Origin of the sequence: Kitasatospora cinereorecta, from assembly GCF_024172095.1 — a bacterium.
GTDB lineage: Bacteria > Actinomycetota > Actinomycetes > Streptomycetales > Streptomycetaceae > Kitasatospora > Kitasatospora cinereorecta.
In genome coordinates this window covers 1,009,765-1,023,595 of record NZ_JAMZDX010000004.1, presented here as the reverse complement: position 1 = coordinate 1,023,595, position 13,831 = coordinate 1,009,765, and the positions used below count along the sequence as shown (strand labels likewise).

15 protein-coding genes and 1 pseudogene are annotated in these 13,831 nt (G+C 73.3%); 10 read left to right on the top strand and 6 right to left on the bottom strand.

Annotation, left to right across the window (positions count from 1 at the left end; all coding sequences use genetic code 11):
* Positions 1–121 precede the first annotated feature (121 nt).
* Both FHR36_RS25040 and FHR36_RS25035 read left to right on the top strand, forming a co-directional pair.
* Complete coding sequence (locus tag FHR36_RS25040; protein ID WP_253800419.1) at positions 122–787, top strand: TetR/AcrR family transcriptional regulator; 666 nt, start codon at positions 122–124, stop codon at positions 785–787.
* 99 nt (positions 788–886) lie between these two features.
* Positions 887–1,429, top strand: a complete 543-nt coding sequence (locus tag FHR36_RS25035; RefSeq protein ID WP_253800418.1) for a hypothetical protein — start codon at positions 887–889, stop codon at positions 1,427–1,429.
* 152 nt (positions 1,430–1,581) lie between these two features.
* On the opposite strand, the gene FHR36_RS25030 is transcribed toward FHR36_RS25035, so the two are convergent.
* Entirely contained in the window at positions 1,582–3,780 is a 2,199-nt protein-coding gene (locus FHR36_RS25030; protein ID WP_253800417.1) for an MMPL family transporter, read from the bottom strand.
* Between the two features lie 305 nt (positions 3,781–4,085).
* On the opposite strand from FHR36_RS25030, the gene FHR36_RS25025 reads away from it, so the two are divergent.
* The 3 genes from FHR36_RS25025 to FHR36_RS25015 are packed head-to-tail and all read left to right on the top strand — an operon-like array spanning position 4,086 to position 6,715.
* Positions 4,086–5,438 (top strand): sensor histidine kinase, encoded by a 1,353-nt coding sequence (locus tag FHR36_RS25025; protein WP_253800416.1) that lies wholly within the window; start codon positions 4,086–4,088, stop codon positions 5,436–5,438.
* On the top strand, positions 5,435–6,121 hold the full coding sequence (locus FHR36_RS25020) for a response regulator (RefSeq protein ID WP_253800415.1): 687 nt from the start codon (positions 5,435–5,437) through the stop codon (positions 6,119–6,121). Before FHR36_RS25025 ends, FHR36_RS25020 begins: the two co-directional genes overlap by 4 nt.
* 36 nt (positions 6,122–6,157) lie before the next feature.
* Positions 6,158–6,715 carry a hypothetical protein gene (locus FHR36_RS25015; protein WP_253800414.1) on the top strand — a complete coding sequence of 186 codons (558 nt, stop codon included), beginning with the start codon at positions 6,158–6,160 and terminating at the stop codon, positions 6,713–6,715.
* Between the two features lie 73 nt (positions 6,716–6,788).
* On the opposite strand, the gene FHR36_RS25010 is transcribed toward FHR36_RS25015, so the two are convergent.
* Positions 6,789–7,067 carry a hypothetical protein gene (locus FHR36_RS25010; protein ID WP_253800413.1) on the bottom strand — a complete coding sequence of 93 codons (279 nt, stop codon included), beginning with the start codon at positions 7,065–7,067 and terminating at the stop codon, positions 6,789–6,791.
* A gap of 223 nt (positions 7,068–7,290) precedes the next feature.
* Between FHR36_RS25010 and FHR36_RS25005 the strand changes: the two genes are divergently transcribed.
* A complete protein-coding gene (locus tag FHR36_RS25005) occupies positions 7,291–8,994 on the top strand; it encodes a penicillin-binding transpeptidase domain-containing protein (RefSeq protein ID WP_253800412.1) in 1,704 nt (567 codons plus the stop codon).
* A gap of 4 nt (positions 8,995–8,998) precedes the next feature.
* On the opposite strand, the gene FHR36_RS25000 is transcribed toward FHR36_RS25005, so the two are convergent.
* Both FHR36_RS25000 and FHR36_RS24995 read right to left on the bottom strand, forming a co-directional pair.
* Positions 8,999–9,634: a DUF1963 domain-containing protein gene (locus tag FHR36_RS25000; RefSeq protein ID WP_253800734.1), complete on the bottom strand. Its 636-nt coding sequence runs from the start codon at positions 9,632–9,634 to the stop codon at positions 8,999–9,001.
* Between the two features lie 168 nt (positions 9,635–9,802).
* Positions 9,803–10,021 carry a hypothetical protein gene (locus FHR36_RS24995; protein ID WP_253800411.1) on the bottom strand — a complete coding sequence of 73 codons (219 nt, stop codon included), beginning with the start codon at positions 10,019–10,021 and terminating at the stop codon, positions 9,803–9,805.
* A 435-nt stretch (positions 10,022–10,456) separates the two neighbouring features.
* Between FHR36_RS24995 and FHR36_RS24990 the strand changes: the two are divergent.
* Positions 10,457–10,921, top strand: a pseudogene (locus FHR36_RS24990) (IS701 family transposase); the annotation flags it as partial.
* A 189-nt stretch (positions 10,922–11,110) separates the two neighbouring features.
* Here FHR36_RS24990 and FHR36_RS24985 read toward each other — a convergent pair.
* Entirely contained in the window at positions 11,111–11,518 is a 408-nt protein-coding gene (locus FHR36_RS24985; RefSeq protein ID WP_253800410.1) for a hypothetical protein, read from the bottom strand.
* Between the two features lie 582 nt (positions 11,519–12,100).
* On the opposite strand from FHR36_RS24985, the gene FHR36_RS24980 reads away from it, so the two are divergent.
* Positions 12,101–12,247 (top strand): hypothetical protein, encoded by a 147-nt coding sequence (locus FHR36_RS24980; protein WP_253800409.1) that lies wholly within the window; start codon positions 12,101–12,103, stop codon positions 12,245–12,247.
* 15 nt (positions 12,248–12,262) lie between these two features.
* On the opposite strand, the gene FHR36_RS24975 is transcribed toward FHR36_RS24980, so the two are convergent.
* Positions 12,263–12,688, bottom strand: coding sequence for a hypothetical protein (locus FHR36_RS24975; protein WP_253800408.1), 426 nt, complete (start codon positions 12,686–12,688; stop codon positions 12,263–12,265).
* A 293-nt stretch (positions 12,689–12,981) separates the two neighbouring features.
* On the opposite strand from FHR36_RS24975, the gene FHR36_RS24970 reads away from it, so the two are divergent.
* Together FHR36_RS24970 and FHR36_RS24965 are read left to right on the top strand one after the other, a co-directional pair.
* The gene (locus FHR36_RS24970; RefSeq protein ID WP_253800764.1) at positions 12,982–13,278 is read left to right on the top strand and encodes a hypothetical protein; all 297 of its coding nucleotides are present in this window, start codon (positions 12,982–12,984) and stop codon (positions 13,276–13,278) included.
* Positions 13,278–13,784, top strand: a complete 507-nt coding sequence (locus tag FHR36_RS24965) for a Hint domain-containing protein (protein ID WP_253800761.1) — start codon at positions 13,278–13,280, stop codon at positions 13,782–13,784. Before FHR36_RS24970 ends, FHR36_RS24965 begins: the two co-directional genes overlap by 1 nt.
* Positions 13,785–13,831: the final 47 nt, after the last annotated feature.

The following is a 13,831-nucleotide window of genomic DNA, read 5'->3' as shown; positions in this document are numbered from 1 at the left end:
GGATGGCGAACGGAGTTCGTGGCGAACGCCGTTCGTTGTGATCCGACCGTACGGAGCGAACGCTGTTCGTGTCAAACGACGTTCGTGCCAAACGCTGTTCGCCGCGGGCTACCCTTGTCCCATGAGCACCCCGCCGATCAGCCGCCGCGCGCGTCCCGCCAAGGCGCCCCTCAGCCGCGACGTGATCGTGCGCACCGGACTCGACATCCTCGACCGCGACGGCCTCGACGCCCTCACCATGCGCCGCGTCGCCAAGGAACTCGACACCGGCCCCGCCTCGCTCTACGTCTACGTCGCCAACCGCGACGACCTCATGGCCGCCATGCTCGACGAAGCCCTCGGCCGCGTCCCGCTCACCGCCGACGGCACCTGGCGCGACCAGATCCACGCCCTCGCCAACGCCACCGTCGAAGCCATGAGCCGCCACGAAGGCCTCGCCACCGTCGCCCTCGGCGCCATCCCCACCAGCGACAACGCCCTGCTCGTCCTCGACCGCATGCTCGCCCTCCTCAAAGAGGGCGGCCTCGACGACACCACCGCCGCCTGGGCCGTCGACCTGATCTACCTCCACCTCGCGGCCGCCGCCGCCGAAGAGAGCGCCTACACCACCAAGGGAGGCGAGGAGGACGACACCATCGCCGCCGCCGACCGCCGCTACGCCTCCCTCGACCCGCGCCGCTACCCGATGATCACCTCGCTGCGCCAGGCCCTCTTCTCACCCGGCGACCGCGACGCCTGGGGCCTGAACGTCCTGATCAACGGCATCCTCCACACACCCGCCGGCTGACGACCCCACCCCCGTTGTCGGCGACCGCCGACACGGTGGCCCGCACGAAGATGGCGCGTACCGCATCGAGGCGCCCCGGATTCGTACGGAGGAGCGTTGATGCCCATCGCCATGGAGTTCCGTTCCGAGGCCACGCCCGACCACGGGTTGATCCAGGTGTACGACGCGGATGCGTACCTCCCGGACAGCGGAGCCACTGCGCGTTGCCGTGAGACCGTCGTGGCGAGCACCGGTCCGCAGCTGTACCTGCGCAGTCTCCAGGGCACCGCGCCCGTGGCGATCAGGGTCAGGGTCTGGGACGGGCCCGCGACCACGACCGCGATCGAAGGTGACGGGCCGCCGGACGGCTGGGCGGCGGCGGTCCTGGAGTCACCGACCGGCTGTCTGGTCGTGCGGGCTTTCACTCCCGAGTACCCAGGCGTCATCACCCTTCCCCGGCCCGGCGTCTACGCGGCCGCGGTGTCCTGGCGCGGCCGTCAGGCGGGCGCCGAGCAGGAAGGCCGCCTCATGGCCGCACTCGACGGGGCCCGTGGGACGGACATTCACGCCGTCTTCGAGGCGCACCGCGAGGTCGTCGAGACGTACTGCATCGATCTGTGGTGGCAGTACGAGGCGGAGGCCGAGGACGACGACGAGTGGTGACCCGCTCCGCGCGGAGCGGAGGCCGCATCGCAGGTCCGTGCGTCGTCCGGACGTGCGCGTCCGAGTGTGCGTCAGCCCAGGGCCCTGGACCGGGCATGTTGCAGCCTGGCGGAAGCCCGGACCGAATGAAGCGGTCCGGGCCTCCGGGGTGGTCAGGGGACGGGTAGCGTCGCGGGTTCCGGCGCCGGTTCCGGGGCGGAAGCGGTGTGCCGGCGGTGCGCCGGGCGCAGCGGCCACCAGAGGGCGCGGCCGAGGAGGGCGGCGAGGGCGGGCACCAGGACCAGGGACAGGACCAGGGCGGAGAGCAGGATGCCGAGGGTCATGGCGAAGGCGACCTGTTCCGTGCCGGGGGTGGTGGCGAGGGTGGCGAAGGAGCCGGCCAGGACGAGGCCGGCGGTGGCGACGGCGGGCGCGCTGTGCCGTACGGCGCGGGCGATGGCGGTCCGGGCCGTGCCGGGGTGCCGCATCTCCTCGCGGATCCGGTCGGTGACGAGGATGTTGTAGTCGGTGCCGAGGGCGACGACGAACAGGAACAGCACCAGCGGGAGGGTGAAACTGACGCCCGGTCCGTCCAGGAGGTGCTGGAACAGCAGGGTGGCGGCGCCGAGGGTGGCGGCGAAGCCGAGGCCGACCGAGAGCATCAGGACGACGGGGGCGAGCACGCTGCGCAGGAGCAGCAGCAGGATCAGGCCGATCAGGGCGGCGGCGACCGGGAAGACGACGGCGAGGTCGTGGTCGACGGCGGTGGAGATGTCGGCGAAGACCGCCGCCGTGCCGCCGACGTGGGCGCTGGTGCCGGCCGGCGTGTGGGCGGCGACGGCGGCGCGGACCGGGCCGGCGGCGAGGTCGCGGGCCTGCCGGCTCTGCGGGTCGGCGGTCGGGTAGAGGTCGATCCGGGCGGCGCGGTGGTCGTCGTTGAGGACGGTCGGGCCGACCCGGCCGATGCCGTCGACCTTGCCGAGGGCCTGGGCGAGGCCGTCGAGCCGTGCGGTGGTGAGCGGGGTGCCGTCCTCGGCGGTGAGGTAGACGGTGGTGGGATCCCAGACGCCGGCCGGGAGGGCGCGGGAGATCTCCGTGGCGGTGGCCGCGGCGGGCGTCCCGGAGGCGCCGCCCTGCCCGTAGTCCATCCGGATGCCGGTCATCCCGGCGGCGAGTGCGGCGAGTGCGGCGACGGACGCGAGCAGCAGCGGCAGCGGGCGCCGGGCGACGAGCAGGCCGAAGCGGGCGGCGAAGCCCTCGCGCGGCGGTCGGTGCAGGCTGCGGGAGGGCCAGAACATCCCCCTGCCGCAGGCGGCGAGCAGGGCGGGCATGAGGGTGAGGCTGCCCAGCAGCATGACCAGGACGGCGACGGCGATGGCCGGGCCGAGCGAGCGGAACTGGCCGAAGCTCGCCACGCCCAGGGTGGCGAAGGCGGCCACGATGGTGAGGGCGGCGGAGGTGATCGCGGTGCCGACCCGTCCGGACACCTCGGCGGCGGCAGCGCGGGCGGGCTGGTCGGGCCGGGCCCGCAGGTGCTCGCGGAACCGGAAGAGCAGGAACAGCAGGTAGTCGATGCCGATGCCGAGCAGGACGACGGAGATCAGACCAGGGGTGCCGGGGTCGAGCCGGAGGCCGGTGAGCATGGCGGCGCCGGCCACCGCGCCGCCGGCCGCGCCGCTGATCATGGCGACCGCGAGCAGCGGCAGGACGGCCGCCAGGACGCTGCGGAAGACCAGCACGTTGAGCAGGACGATCAGGCCGACCACGAGGGCGCCGCCGACCGTGGTGGCGGTGCGGTGGGCGTCGGCGGTGTCGACGGCTTCGGCCGTCCCGCCGGTGAAGCCGGTGCGCATCCCGGCGTCGGCGAACTGCGCCCGGGCGGAGTCCCGGAAGGTCCGGTAGACGTCCTGGACGCCCGGCTCGGCGGCGCTGCCGGTGAGTTCGACGGCGAGCAGTTCGAAGCCGCGGTCGGGCGCGACCATCGCCGGGGCGATCCGGGGCGTCTGGGAGTGGTCGGGGACCAGGAAGGCCGGCTGGTCCTTCTTGCGGGGCATCACGACCCGGTGCCGGCCGAGCTTCGCCGCCTCGGCCTCGATCCGCTGCTGGTCGGCGGCCGACAGCGGCCTGCCGTCGGCCCGGGCAACGAGCACCGTCACCGTGGTGGCGTCGGGCCGTACGCCGAACTCCTGCTCGGCGATCCGCAGCGCGGCGGCCGAGTCGTAGCTGTCCGGCAGGAAGTCCGCGGACTGGGCCTGGGTGACGCGGGAGAGCAGCATCGGACCCAGCACGCCCAGTCCGATGCCCAGCACCGCCCAGAGGGCAATGACCTTCCACGCGTGTCTGGTGGAGAATCCGGTCAGTGCGCGGATCACGATGTCCTCCGGTTGATGGACGCGAACGTCGGGTTGGCGGCCGGGGCTTCCCGGCCGGACTCCAGACCATCACCCGGGGTGCGCCCGGGGCGTCCTGGCAGCGGATGATCCGCGCGGGGGCCCCAGCTCCCCGGGCCGCCCGGGGACCGGGACCGTGGTCCTGGTCCGCCGACCCGGAGGTCGGCCCAGGGGACCACGCCAGGCGGTACGAGCGGATGCCAGAATCAGGCATCAGGGCTGATCAGCCGGGTCGGCCCGCACCGGGGCCGGGCGCGGCGCGGCCACGGGCAGGAGGAGGAACGGACATGGGCGGGCGTCAGCGCCCCGACGCCGGAGCGGACCGGCACCCCGACACCCGAGCCGACGGGCGGGCCGACGGGCGAGCCGACGCCGAGGCGGAGGAGAGGACCGGCGCCGGGGCGGACGGGCGGGCCGACGCGTACCCCGGGACCGACGGGACGGGGACTGGGACGGCGCAGGACCGCGACGCCTCGCCGTGGACCCACACCGACGCGCTGGTGGCCGTCGGCGCCTGCACCCTCGACCTGCTCACCTACCTGCTCTTCCGCACGGTCGAGCGGAACGAGGTCCCCGGCCTGACCGGCTTCCTCGTCGTCGTGCTGTCGGCGCTGCCGCTGCTCGCCCGTCGGCGGTACCCGGTCGCGGCGCTCGCCGCCGTCGTCCTGCTGGAGGCCGCGGCGGACCTCGCCGCGCCGCCGACCAGCCACTTCGGCGCCGTCCTGGTGGTCGCCCTGTTCACGGCCGCGCGGAGCTGCCCGGCCTTGGTGACGGCGGCCGCCTCCGCGGCGACGGCGCTGGTGACCCTGCTCGCCCAGAGCCACCTGCGGCTGCCGGGTTGGCAGGCGGCCGTCGCCACCCCGCTCTCGGTCCTGCTGGTGGCCGGCGCCGGCGTCGCGGTCGCCCGCTGGCAGCGGGAGGTCGCGGCCAACCGCCGACTGCTGGCCGACCGTGCCGTGGCCGACGAACGGCGCCGCATCGCCCGGGAGTTGCACGACATCGTGGCCCACCACATCACCACCATGCAGCTGATGGCCGGCGGCGCCCGCGCCAATGCCGGCCACCCGGAGGTGGTCAGGGACGCCCTGGTCACCCTGGAGTCCTCCGGGCGGATGGCGCTGCGGGAGATGCGCCAACTTCTGGACGTCCTGCGGGCCGGCGACGAACCGGACACCGCGCCGCCCTCGCCCCAGCCGGGCGCCGAGGACCTCGACCGGCTGGTCGCCGAGGCCTGCCGGGGCGGCCTGCCGACCGACCTCGGTATCGAGGGTCCGCCGCGTCCGCTGCCGCCGACCGTCGGCCTGACGGTCTTCCGGATCGCCCAGGAAGGCCTCACCAACGCCCGCAAGCACGCCGGGCCCGCCCGCGCAGCCGTCCGCCTCAGCTACGGCCCCGACCGGGTCACGGTCGAGGTCCGCGACGACGGCGGCGGCACGCCCGGCCGGGCCCCGGCCGCCGCGTCGGCCTCCGGACGGGCCGGATACGGGCTGATCGGCATGCGCGAGCGCGTCGCCCTGCACGGCGGCACCCTGACCGCCGGACCGCGGCCCGGCGGCGGCTTCGCCGTGGTCGCCGACCTGCCGCTCACCCCGGACGAGGTCGCCGAGGCGGCCGTCCAGCGCGGGGAGGCGACCCGGTGACCGGCACGACGCCGCGGATCAGGGTCCTCATCGCCGACGACCAGCCGCTGGTCCGGCACGGCCTGTCGCTGATCCTTCGCCCCGACCCGTCCCTCGACATCGTCGGCGAGGCCGAGAACGGCCGGCAGGCCGTCGACCTCGCCCACCGGCTGCGCCCCGACGTCGTCGTGATGGACATCCGGATGCCCGTCCTGGACGGCGTCGCCGCGACGCAGGAACTCGCCGACACGCTGCCCGACTGCCGGGTGCTCGCCCTCAGCACCTTCGACCTGGACGAGTACGTGGTCGCCGCGCTGCGCGCCGGGGCGTACGGCTTCCTGCCCAAGGACGTCTCCCCGGAGGACCTCGGCGCCGCGATCCGTACCGTCCACGCCGGCGAGGCCGCGGTCGCCCCGCGCCTGCTCACCCGGCTGATCTCCGCCTACGTCCGGACGCCCGCCGGCGCGGCGCAGCCCGCCGGCTCCCCGCCGCCCGACACCGGCGAACTGACGCCCCGCGAGGTCGAGGTGTGGCGCCTGATGGCCACCGGCCTCGACAACGCCGAGATCGCGCTCGCCCTCGGGATCAGCAACTCCACCGTGAAGAACTACATCACCAGCATCTTCGGCAAGCTCGGCGTCCGTGATCGAGCCCAGGCAGTCATCGCCGCCTACGAGACCGGCCTGGTCACCGCCCGGGCGTAGGCTCTCCGCTGATCACTGCCGCAACGAGAGGAAGCCATGGGCCAGAAGATCATCCGGTTCTCGGACCTGACCGGCAAGCACGTCGAGGACGACGGCGAGCTGGTACGCATCGTGGTGCGCCAGCACCCGGACCTGGAGGACGGCCCGGTCGAGATCGAGGCGCTGGCCGAGGAACTGACCACCCTCGAGGAGCTGGCGCTCGACCTGGTGACCATCGAACTCCACCACCCGGACTCCGACGAGCCGGAGACCGTCGTCCTGGAGGCCGAGACGTTCAACCGCCTCGCGGGGGCCGCGCCCATGGCCGAGGTGCTGCGCGGCGCCAAGCGGGTGGCGCGGACCGTCCCGAGCCAGGGCGCGGCGCCGACCGCCGCCAGGGAGCGCGTCAACTACGCCAGCCTCGACCACGCCGGCCGGCCGCACAAGGGCCGCACCACCGACGCCGAGAAGCTCCTTGTCCGGCAGCACCTGGACGCCGTCAACGAACGGCTCGCCGTCGAGGGCATCCGGACCATCGACCTCACCAACGCCGAACACGTCGCCCGCTACGGCCTGGAGGAACTCGCCCGCGAGCGCGGCGTCACCCTCGACTGAGCGGGACCGGACCGCGAACGCCCCGGCGCCGGCCACTGCTGCGCCCGGCCCCGGGGCCCTCGACCGCCCGACCTCACATCGGCAGCTCGTGCGGCGAGCAGTTCCGGCTGACGATCGTGCCGGACGGCAGGATGTACTCGTCGCAGACCTGGGCCCCGTGGTCGACGACGGCGTGTGCTGTGACCGGGTGCACCCGGAAGGTGACCGTGATGTCGATCGGCTTGGTCGGATCGTCGTGCGTCGACGCCTTCTTCAGGAGGGAGCGCAGCAGCGACTTGCCGAAGTGGTCCGGCGTGCTGAGGCTGGCCAGGTCATCGAGGAGCTGCTGGTTGGGCTTCACGTTCGACGTCACGGCGGGGCCGCCTTTCCTGGAGTGTACGAACCGACCGGTGCTACCTGTGTAGCCCCCGGGTCCGCCGCGCCCCCGCAGACTCGGCGGACAAACCCGGACAGCCCCCGATCGGAGCAGGATCCGATGCGGGCCGGTCCGCTTTTCTGAGTACGCGTACTCATGACGCCCGGCCGTTCGGGGCCGGAGGATCGCCACCGCAGTGGTCGGCGACGAGGGGGCGGGAATGATCGAGTACGAGTACGAGGACGACGAGCACGAACCGGACGCGGTGGACACGGAGGGCCGAGCGCCGGGGAGGGCACGGCGGGCGGTCAGGGTCGGCGTCGCGGTGGTGTGCGTGGGCATGCTGGCCGTCGGGGGGTACGGCGTGTACAACGTGGCCCACGCGATCATGGGCGGCTCCAAGGGCGGCGGTGACGGCGCGAGGCCCGTACCGTCGGCGACCGCCCACCCGCCGACCGCCGAGCAGGCCGCCGCGGCGGCGAAGGACTTCCTCGCTGCCTGGGGCAAGGGCGACTTCGCCGCGGCCGCGGCCCTGACCGACCGGCAGGACATCGCCGCCGGCGCGCTCGCCGCCTTCCAACAGCAGCTCCGGCCGACCGACTTCACGCTCACCCCCGGTGCGCCCGCGCCCGCCGAGGCCGGTCGGACGGCGGTGGGGTTCCACGCCCGGCTGGCCTTCGAAGGCGTCGACCGCGCCTGGGAGTACGACGGCACGCTCGGCACGGTGCGTACCGGGGACGGCCGGACCGTCGTCCACTGGGAACCGGCCGTGATGCATCCCGGCCTGACGGCCGGTGCGACGCTTGCCGTCCAGGCCGAGGCCGTCCCCGCCGGCCGGCTGGTCGACCGGAACGGCGCCCCGTTGGACGACTCCTCATCGGTGAAGGCGCTGCTCGTCGGGGTCAAGGCACCCGACGGCGGTGCCGGTACGCCGGGGCAGGCGGTGGTGCTGCTGCCCGGCGCCGGGCGGCCGGCCGAACAGCTGTTCCTGCTGAGCCGGCCGAGCGGCGCCGAGCTGCGGGTGACCATCGACGCGGCCCTGCAGCGCGCGGCCGAGGCGGCCCTCACGGAACAGACCGCCGGCGGCAGGGCCGGATCCCTGGTGGCGATCGAACCGAGCACCGGCCACGTCCTCGCCGTCGCCAACGCCCCCGCCGGAGGCTTCGACCGCGCCTTCGGCGGCGGCATCGCGCCTGGCTCGACCATGAAGGTGGTCACCGCCGCCGCCCTGCTGGAGTCCGGGCTCTCCCCGGACAGTCCGGCGCCCTGCAAGGACACCACCAACTCCCCGAAGGCGTGGCACAACGACGAACGCGGCGACCACCTCGGCTACACCCTGACCGACGACTTCGCCCACTCCTGCAACACCGCCTTCATCGACCAGGGGCTGGCCCGACTCGCCCCCGGCACCCTCGGCAAGGTCGCCGCCGAGCAGTTCGGACTCGGCCTGTCCTGGCACACCGGCCTGACCAGCTTCGACGCCCGCATCCCCGCTCCCGACAGCCGGGACGAGCAGGCCGCCGAGTACATCGGCCAGGGCGGCATCCAGGTCAACACCCTGCTGATGGCCTCCGTGGCCGCCACCGTGCAGAACGGAACCTTCCACCAGCCGGTCCTGGTCGACGGCATCCCCGACCGGGCCACCGCCCCCGCCCGGCTCCCCGCGGACGTGGCACGGGACCTGCGGTCGATGATGGCCGCCACCGCGAGGGAGGGCACCGCCCGCGCACCCATGGCCGGCCTCACCGGCCAGGTCGGCGCCAAGACCGGTACCGCCGAGGTCGACGGCCGGCACCCCAACAGCTGGTTCATCGCCTACCGCGGCGACCTCGCCGTCGCCGTCGAGGTGGAGGGTGCCGGCCACGGCGCCGACGCGGCGGGCCAGGCCGCCACCCAGCTCCTGAAGTCGGCCGGCACCGGCTGACGGCTCAGCAGCAGCGCAGGTCCGCGGTGGCCCGGCCGAAGTCGCCCACCGCGTAGGCCCCCAGCGGGATGGTGACGTACAGGCTGCCGGCGTCGCCCCAGCCCCAGCCGAGCTCGGCGTCCCCCGCCAGCTGCAGCAGCTGGACGGCCGGGCCGTCGGCGTCGCGGCGGGTCGCCCCCGACCCGTACGAGGTGTCGGGCCGGCCGAAGGCACGGTGGCGGTCGTCCGTGTTGCCGTCGAGGCCGTCCATGGCCTCGAGGACGAGCGAGGCGGCCCCCCAGTGCTCGTCCCGGTCGAAGGCGAGGTCGGTGTCCTCGACGTCCCAGCAGTCCGGCAGCATGGTCACCCCGGCGGCGTGGACCGCCCGGGCCGGGTAGCTCCTCGCCGGGGCGGGCGCCGCCGTCTCGACCGCCCGTACGGGATCGGCGGGCACCACCCGGCACACTCCGGGGTCGGTCGTGTCGAGCGCGGCGTACACCTCGTACGGCACGTCGGGGTCGAGGTGGAAGACGTTGAGCAGCCCCGGCCGGGTCGGCAGCTCCTCGCCGAGCCACGGGGCGAGAGCGTCGGTGTCGAGGACGGCGTGCAGGGAGAGCGGGACGCCGTCGAGTTCGGGCCAGGCGGTCCCCGGTTCGAGCAGCGCGGGCCCACCCAGCCGGCAGCGGCCGGTGGGCGCGGCGTCGGTCTCGGCCCAGGCGGGTTCCAGCCGGAAGCCGCGGCGGGCCAGCGCCGTGAACTGCCATCCAGCGTCGGCGCCGAGGCGCTCGGTGCACCCCGGAGCATCGCGGCGGGGTCGTCGAACTCCACGTCAGCCGCCGATCAGCAGGTGGTACGGGTTGCCCTCCGGCGTGAAGACCAGCAGGTAGTCCCGGCCGACCCCGGTCGCGACCTCGCGCAGACGGGTCAGTACCTCCGCCTCGCCGGGAAGCTCGAGCGCCAGGGTGGCGGCCCCGGCCCCGCCGTTGCGACCGTCGGCCGCGCGGCACCACCACTTCGCCGACGAGGACGCCCGCCAGGCCCACCTCACGGGCCGCATCCCTGCGGCCCTGTCTCAGGTCGGCCCCGAGCTGCTCGCCGCCGACCCTGACCTCCGCCTGGTCGACGTCCTCGCACTCAAGCACACCGGATGACGGGCGAAGCGCCGCCACCGGCTCCCCGGCGCCCGGCGATCGGGCCCGGACTCCTCCGAAGGGAAGGACCGGCAGGCCAGGGACACGGGATGAGTGGTGCCGCCGGCCTGAACGGTGCCACCGACGGTCCTCACGCCCCGTGACAACCGCTCACGACAGACCCTGGCGGGGCCACGCACCCGCCGGCCACCCTGTCCACCTGTCACTGGCTGTCACTGAACTCCCTGAGAGCGACTGCCCCCCGTGCCACCGCCCTCAGGGCACACCACGTTCACCACCCGCGCCCGACCCCCGTAGCGGCTGCCACCCACACCCCGCTCGAACAGCGGTAGCAGGCCGACGTCTTCCACGTCGTGGCCACCACCAGCCACGACACCGTCGTCACCCGATGGGCAATGCACCATCGGCTGCACGACCTGATGGCCGATCTGCCCCGGCAGAAGTGGAAGCGCCGCTCGTGCGGCGAGGACGCCCACTGCCTGCGGGTCTACGACTTGGCCCGCTTGGAGGTCCGGCCCCGGCGCCGCCCCGACCGCAAGCACTGGGTCCTGGCCCGCCACAGCATCGGCGATCCCACAAGGGTCGCCTACTACATCGCCTACGCGCCCGCCGAGGCCACGCTCAACGAGCTGATCGCTGTCGCGGACGCCCGCTGGGCCGTCGAGGAATGTTGTCAAACGGCGAAAGACCAGGGCGGTCCGGACGACTACCAGGTCCGCCGCTACCCGGGCTGGCACCGGCACTTCGCCCTGGCCATGGCGGCCCATGCCTACCTCACCGTGGTGCGAGCGCAGCAGAGAAGGCCGCTGCCGACCGGCGTCGGCGCACGCTCCACGCTGTGGGCTGACCCCGAGCACCATCGGCGCAGCACACGTCGCACCGGCTCGCCAGGCCACGTCGGCCACCACGCGCTTGCCGCCAGTGCCCGGCTGGATCACCAGGTCGAGCTCCCCGCCGCCCAGCGCCGCGGTGGAGCAGGCGGCGCCTCAGTTGCAGGAGTGCCAGTCGGTGTAGTCGTTCTCGATGGCCCCGCCCGAGGGGTTCTCCGCGTAGATGAACTCCCGGACGCAGTGGCCGACGCCGTAGACGCGGGAGGGACCGGCGTAGTACTTGTACGGGCCGTGGTTGTCGAGGTTGCCCCACTGGCCGGCGTTGTTCTCGATCTGGAGCTCGACGGTCGTCGGCGTGCCGTAGTAGGTCGACTTGACGAACACGGAGCAGTTGTTGGTGCCGTCGAAGTAGGTGTACACGGTGCCGGCGGTCATCGTGTGGGACCACACCAGACTGCCCGCGCACCCGTAGCCGTCCGCGTGAGCGGCCGGGGCCGTCGCGGCGGTGCCGACGGCTGCGAGGCCGGCGACGAGGAGACCGGCCATTGCCTTCCGTATCTTCATGAAGGGTGCCTTTCCGGGCTTCGGCGGTCCCCCCGTGAGACCGCGGGCACCACAGATACCGGTCTCGCCGGGCGGAGGCACGGGCCGGGAGCAGGAGTGGCCGGTTGTCGGCGGTCTCTGCCCGGGCGGGGCGTCTTGACAGCGGTCGGGCGGTCCGATAGTTCCGGCTTTCCTGCGGAGCTGACGGAGCGTCGGTGTCCGGGTATCAGGACTGGCGCCGGGTACCTGAGGAGAGCCAGTCCGGGCCGACCTAAGACCGGCGGCGGCGCGGAAGAGCCGATGCCGTGTCCGGACGGGACAGGAGGCGAGTCGATCAACCTGCTTGCCCGCATGGTTGCCTCCCTCGCCGGACTGCCGCCAGCGGGCCTTCGGCGGCCCGTGGGAGCGGGTGATGCGTCTGGCCCTGCTGGTTCGCGACGGCGAGGTACCGAAGCAGGCCCGCAGCCTCGAGACCGTGCGGCGCGACCCCGCGACACCGACCTACCCGCAGAAGGCCGACGCCGTCGTGAAGCTCCACTCGGCCTGCTGCCCACCGAGCAGACCTGGGAGGACCTCGGCTACTCGGCCGTGCAGCGCGCCCGCATGCGCCGCATCCAGCACGACGCCCTCGACCGCGCCATCGGCGGCGACCTCGCCGCCGGCTACGGCCCCAGGCCCCCGCCCAGCACAGACCCGCAGCCGGACCCCGCCGCCCCCGCGCCCGAAACCCGGCAGCCGGCCGCCGCGTAGGCCACTGGAGGGCCGCTACCCACGTCCGGCCGACCGGCCGACTCTTCCATCCTGGATGGCCCGCAGCATGTCCAGGTTGTAGTGGTAGATCTGCGATTCGAGCTCGGCCAGCAGCGCATCGTCAATCTGACCGCCGTTTGCCGCGGTGGGGCTGTCGAATAGTCTCCACATGGCCTCGACGGCCCGGCCCAGTGCAACGAAGGTCGTCCCGACCCTGTAGTCGAGGCGATCTCGGATGTCGATACCGAAGTACTGCTCGATGAGGGCAAGGTTCCGGTTGATGCTGTCGTTCCACTCGTACAGCACTTGCCGGTAGTCCTGCATACGGGACTCGGACCGTTCGGACCGCGTGTCGGTGTCCTCCGCGAGGCTCCAGTAGAGGAGCCGAAGCCGGTAGAGGCGCTTGTCCAGCAACCTGCTGATCTCCTCGAATACCAGCACGGCCCGGTCCCGGTCATGGTCCTGGATCTGAACACGGTGCTGGTGAGCCCAGGTGCGTTGCTGAAGAAGAATCCAAGCAGTCCACCCAGCACCGTGGTTAGCAGGAACCCCACGACTAACAGAATCAGCTCTTTCACCAGCCCACCCCTCAGATCGTTCTCGCGCTGCCACACCCCGCGGTCCGCGCCGTAGCCGGACCGGCCCGCAGCCGGCATCACCCGTCAGGTCATGTCACCGAAACCGCATACCCAGCACGCGCGATCGGTCAGCCCGCATCGAGGAGGTGGTCACAAGTGCCCACTGCCACCGAACTCGGTACCAGCCACTACCTCCAGCAGCAGCGCACCGTCCGCCGCGCCCAGCGCCTGTGGCGGGCCCTGGACCCGTACGGACTGGACCGCGAGTGGGCAGCCCTCGGCCCCGCCCTGACCCAACTCGTCACCGACAGCCAGCAACAGGCCGCCGCCCCGGCCCAGGACTACGTCTTCGCGGTCCTCGCCGCGACGGAGCCACCTCCGGCCCGGCCGGCATCGCCGGCACCGCTGCGTTCACCGGCCGGGCCGCCGACGGCCGCCCCCTGCTGTCGCTGATGTATGAGCCCGTCCTCGACGCCAAGTGGCGCATGCTCGCCGGCCAGAGCGCCACAGATGCCATGACCGGCTCCCTCGCCACCCTCCTGCGATCCGTCGCCACCGAGACCGCGGACGACGGCCGCTCCGCCACCGGCGCCGCCATCGCCTCCAACCGCACCACTACCGGCTACGTCCGCGTCCTCAACCCGCCAAGCTGTGCCCGCTGCGCCGTCCTGGCCGGCGCCCGGTACCGGTACAACACCGGCTTCCTGCGCCACCCGAATTGCTTCCCCGCAGGCGTCGTGGCGTCCGGTCCGTCAGCCCTGGCTGCTACGAGGCGGTGGCACGAGGGGGAACTGGTCGTCCTGACGACTGCCGGTGGCCAGGAGCTGCCCGCCACCGGTAATCACCCGGTACTGACCGACCGCGGGTGGGTTCCGGCGAACCTCATCCAGGTAGGCGACCACGTAGTCCGCAGCACCCTCCCGGAGGGCGTCGTCCCCCTCGTGGTCCCAGACGAATAGCAGGTGCCATCCCGGGAAATCCATGTGCTGTTGGACGTCGAGCAGCG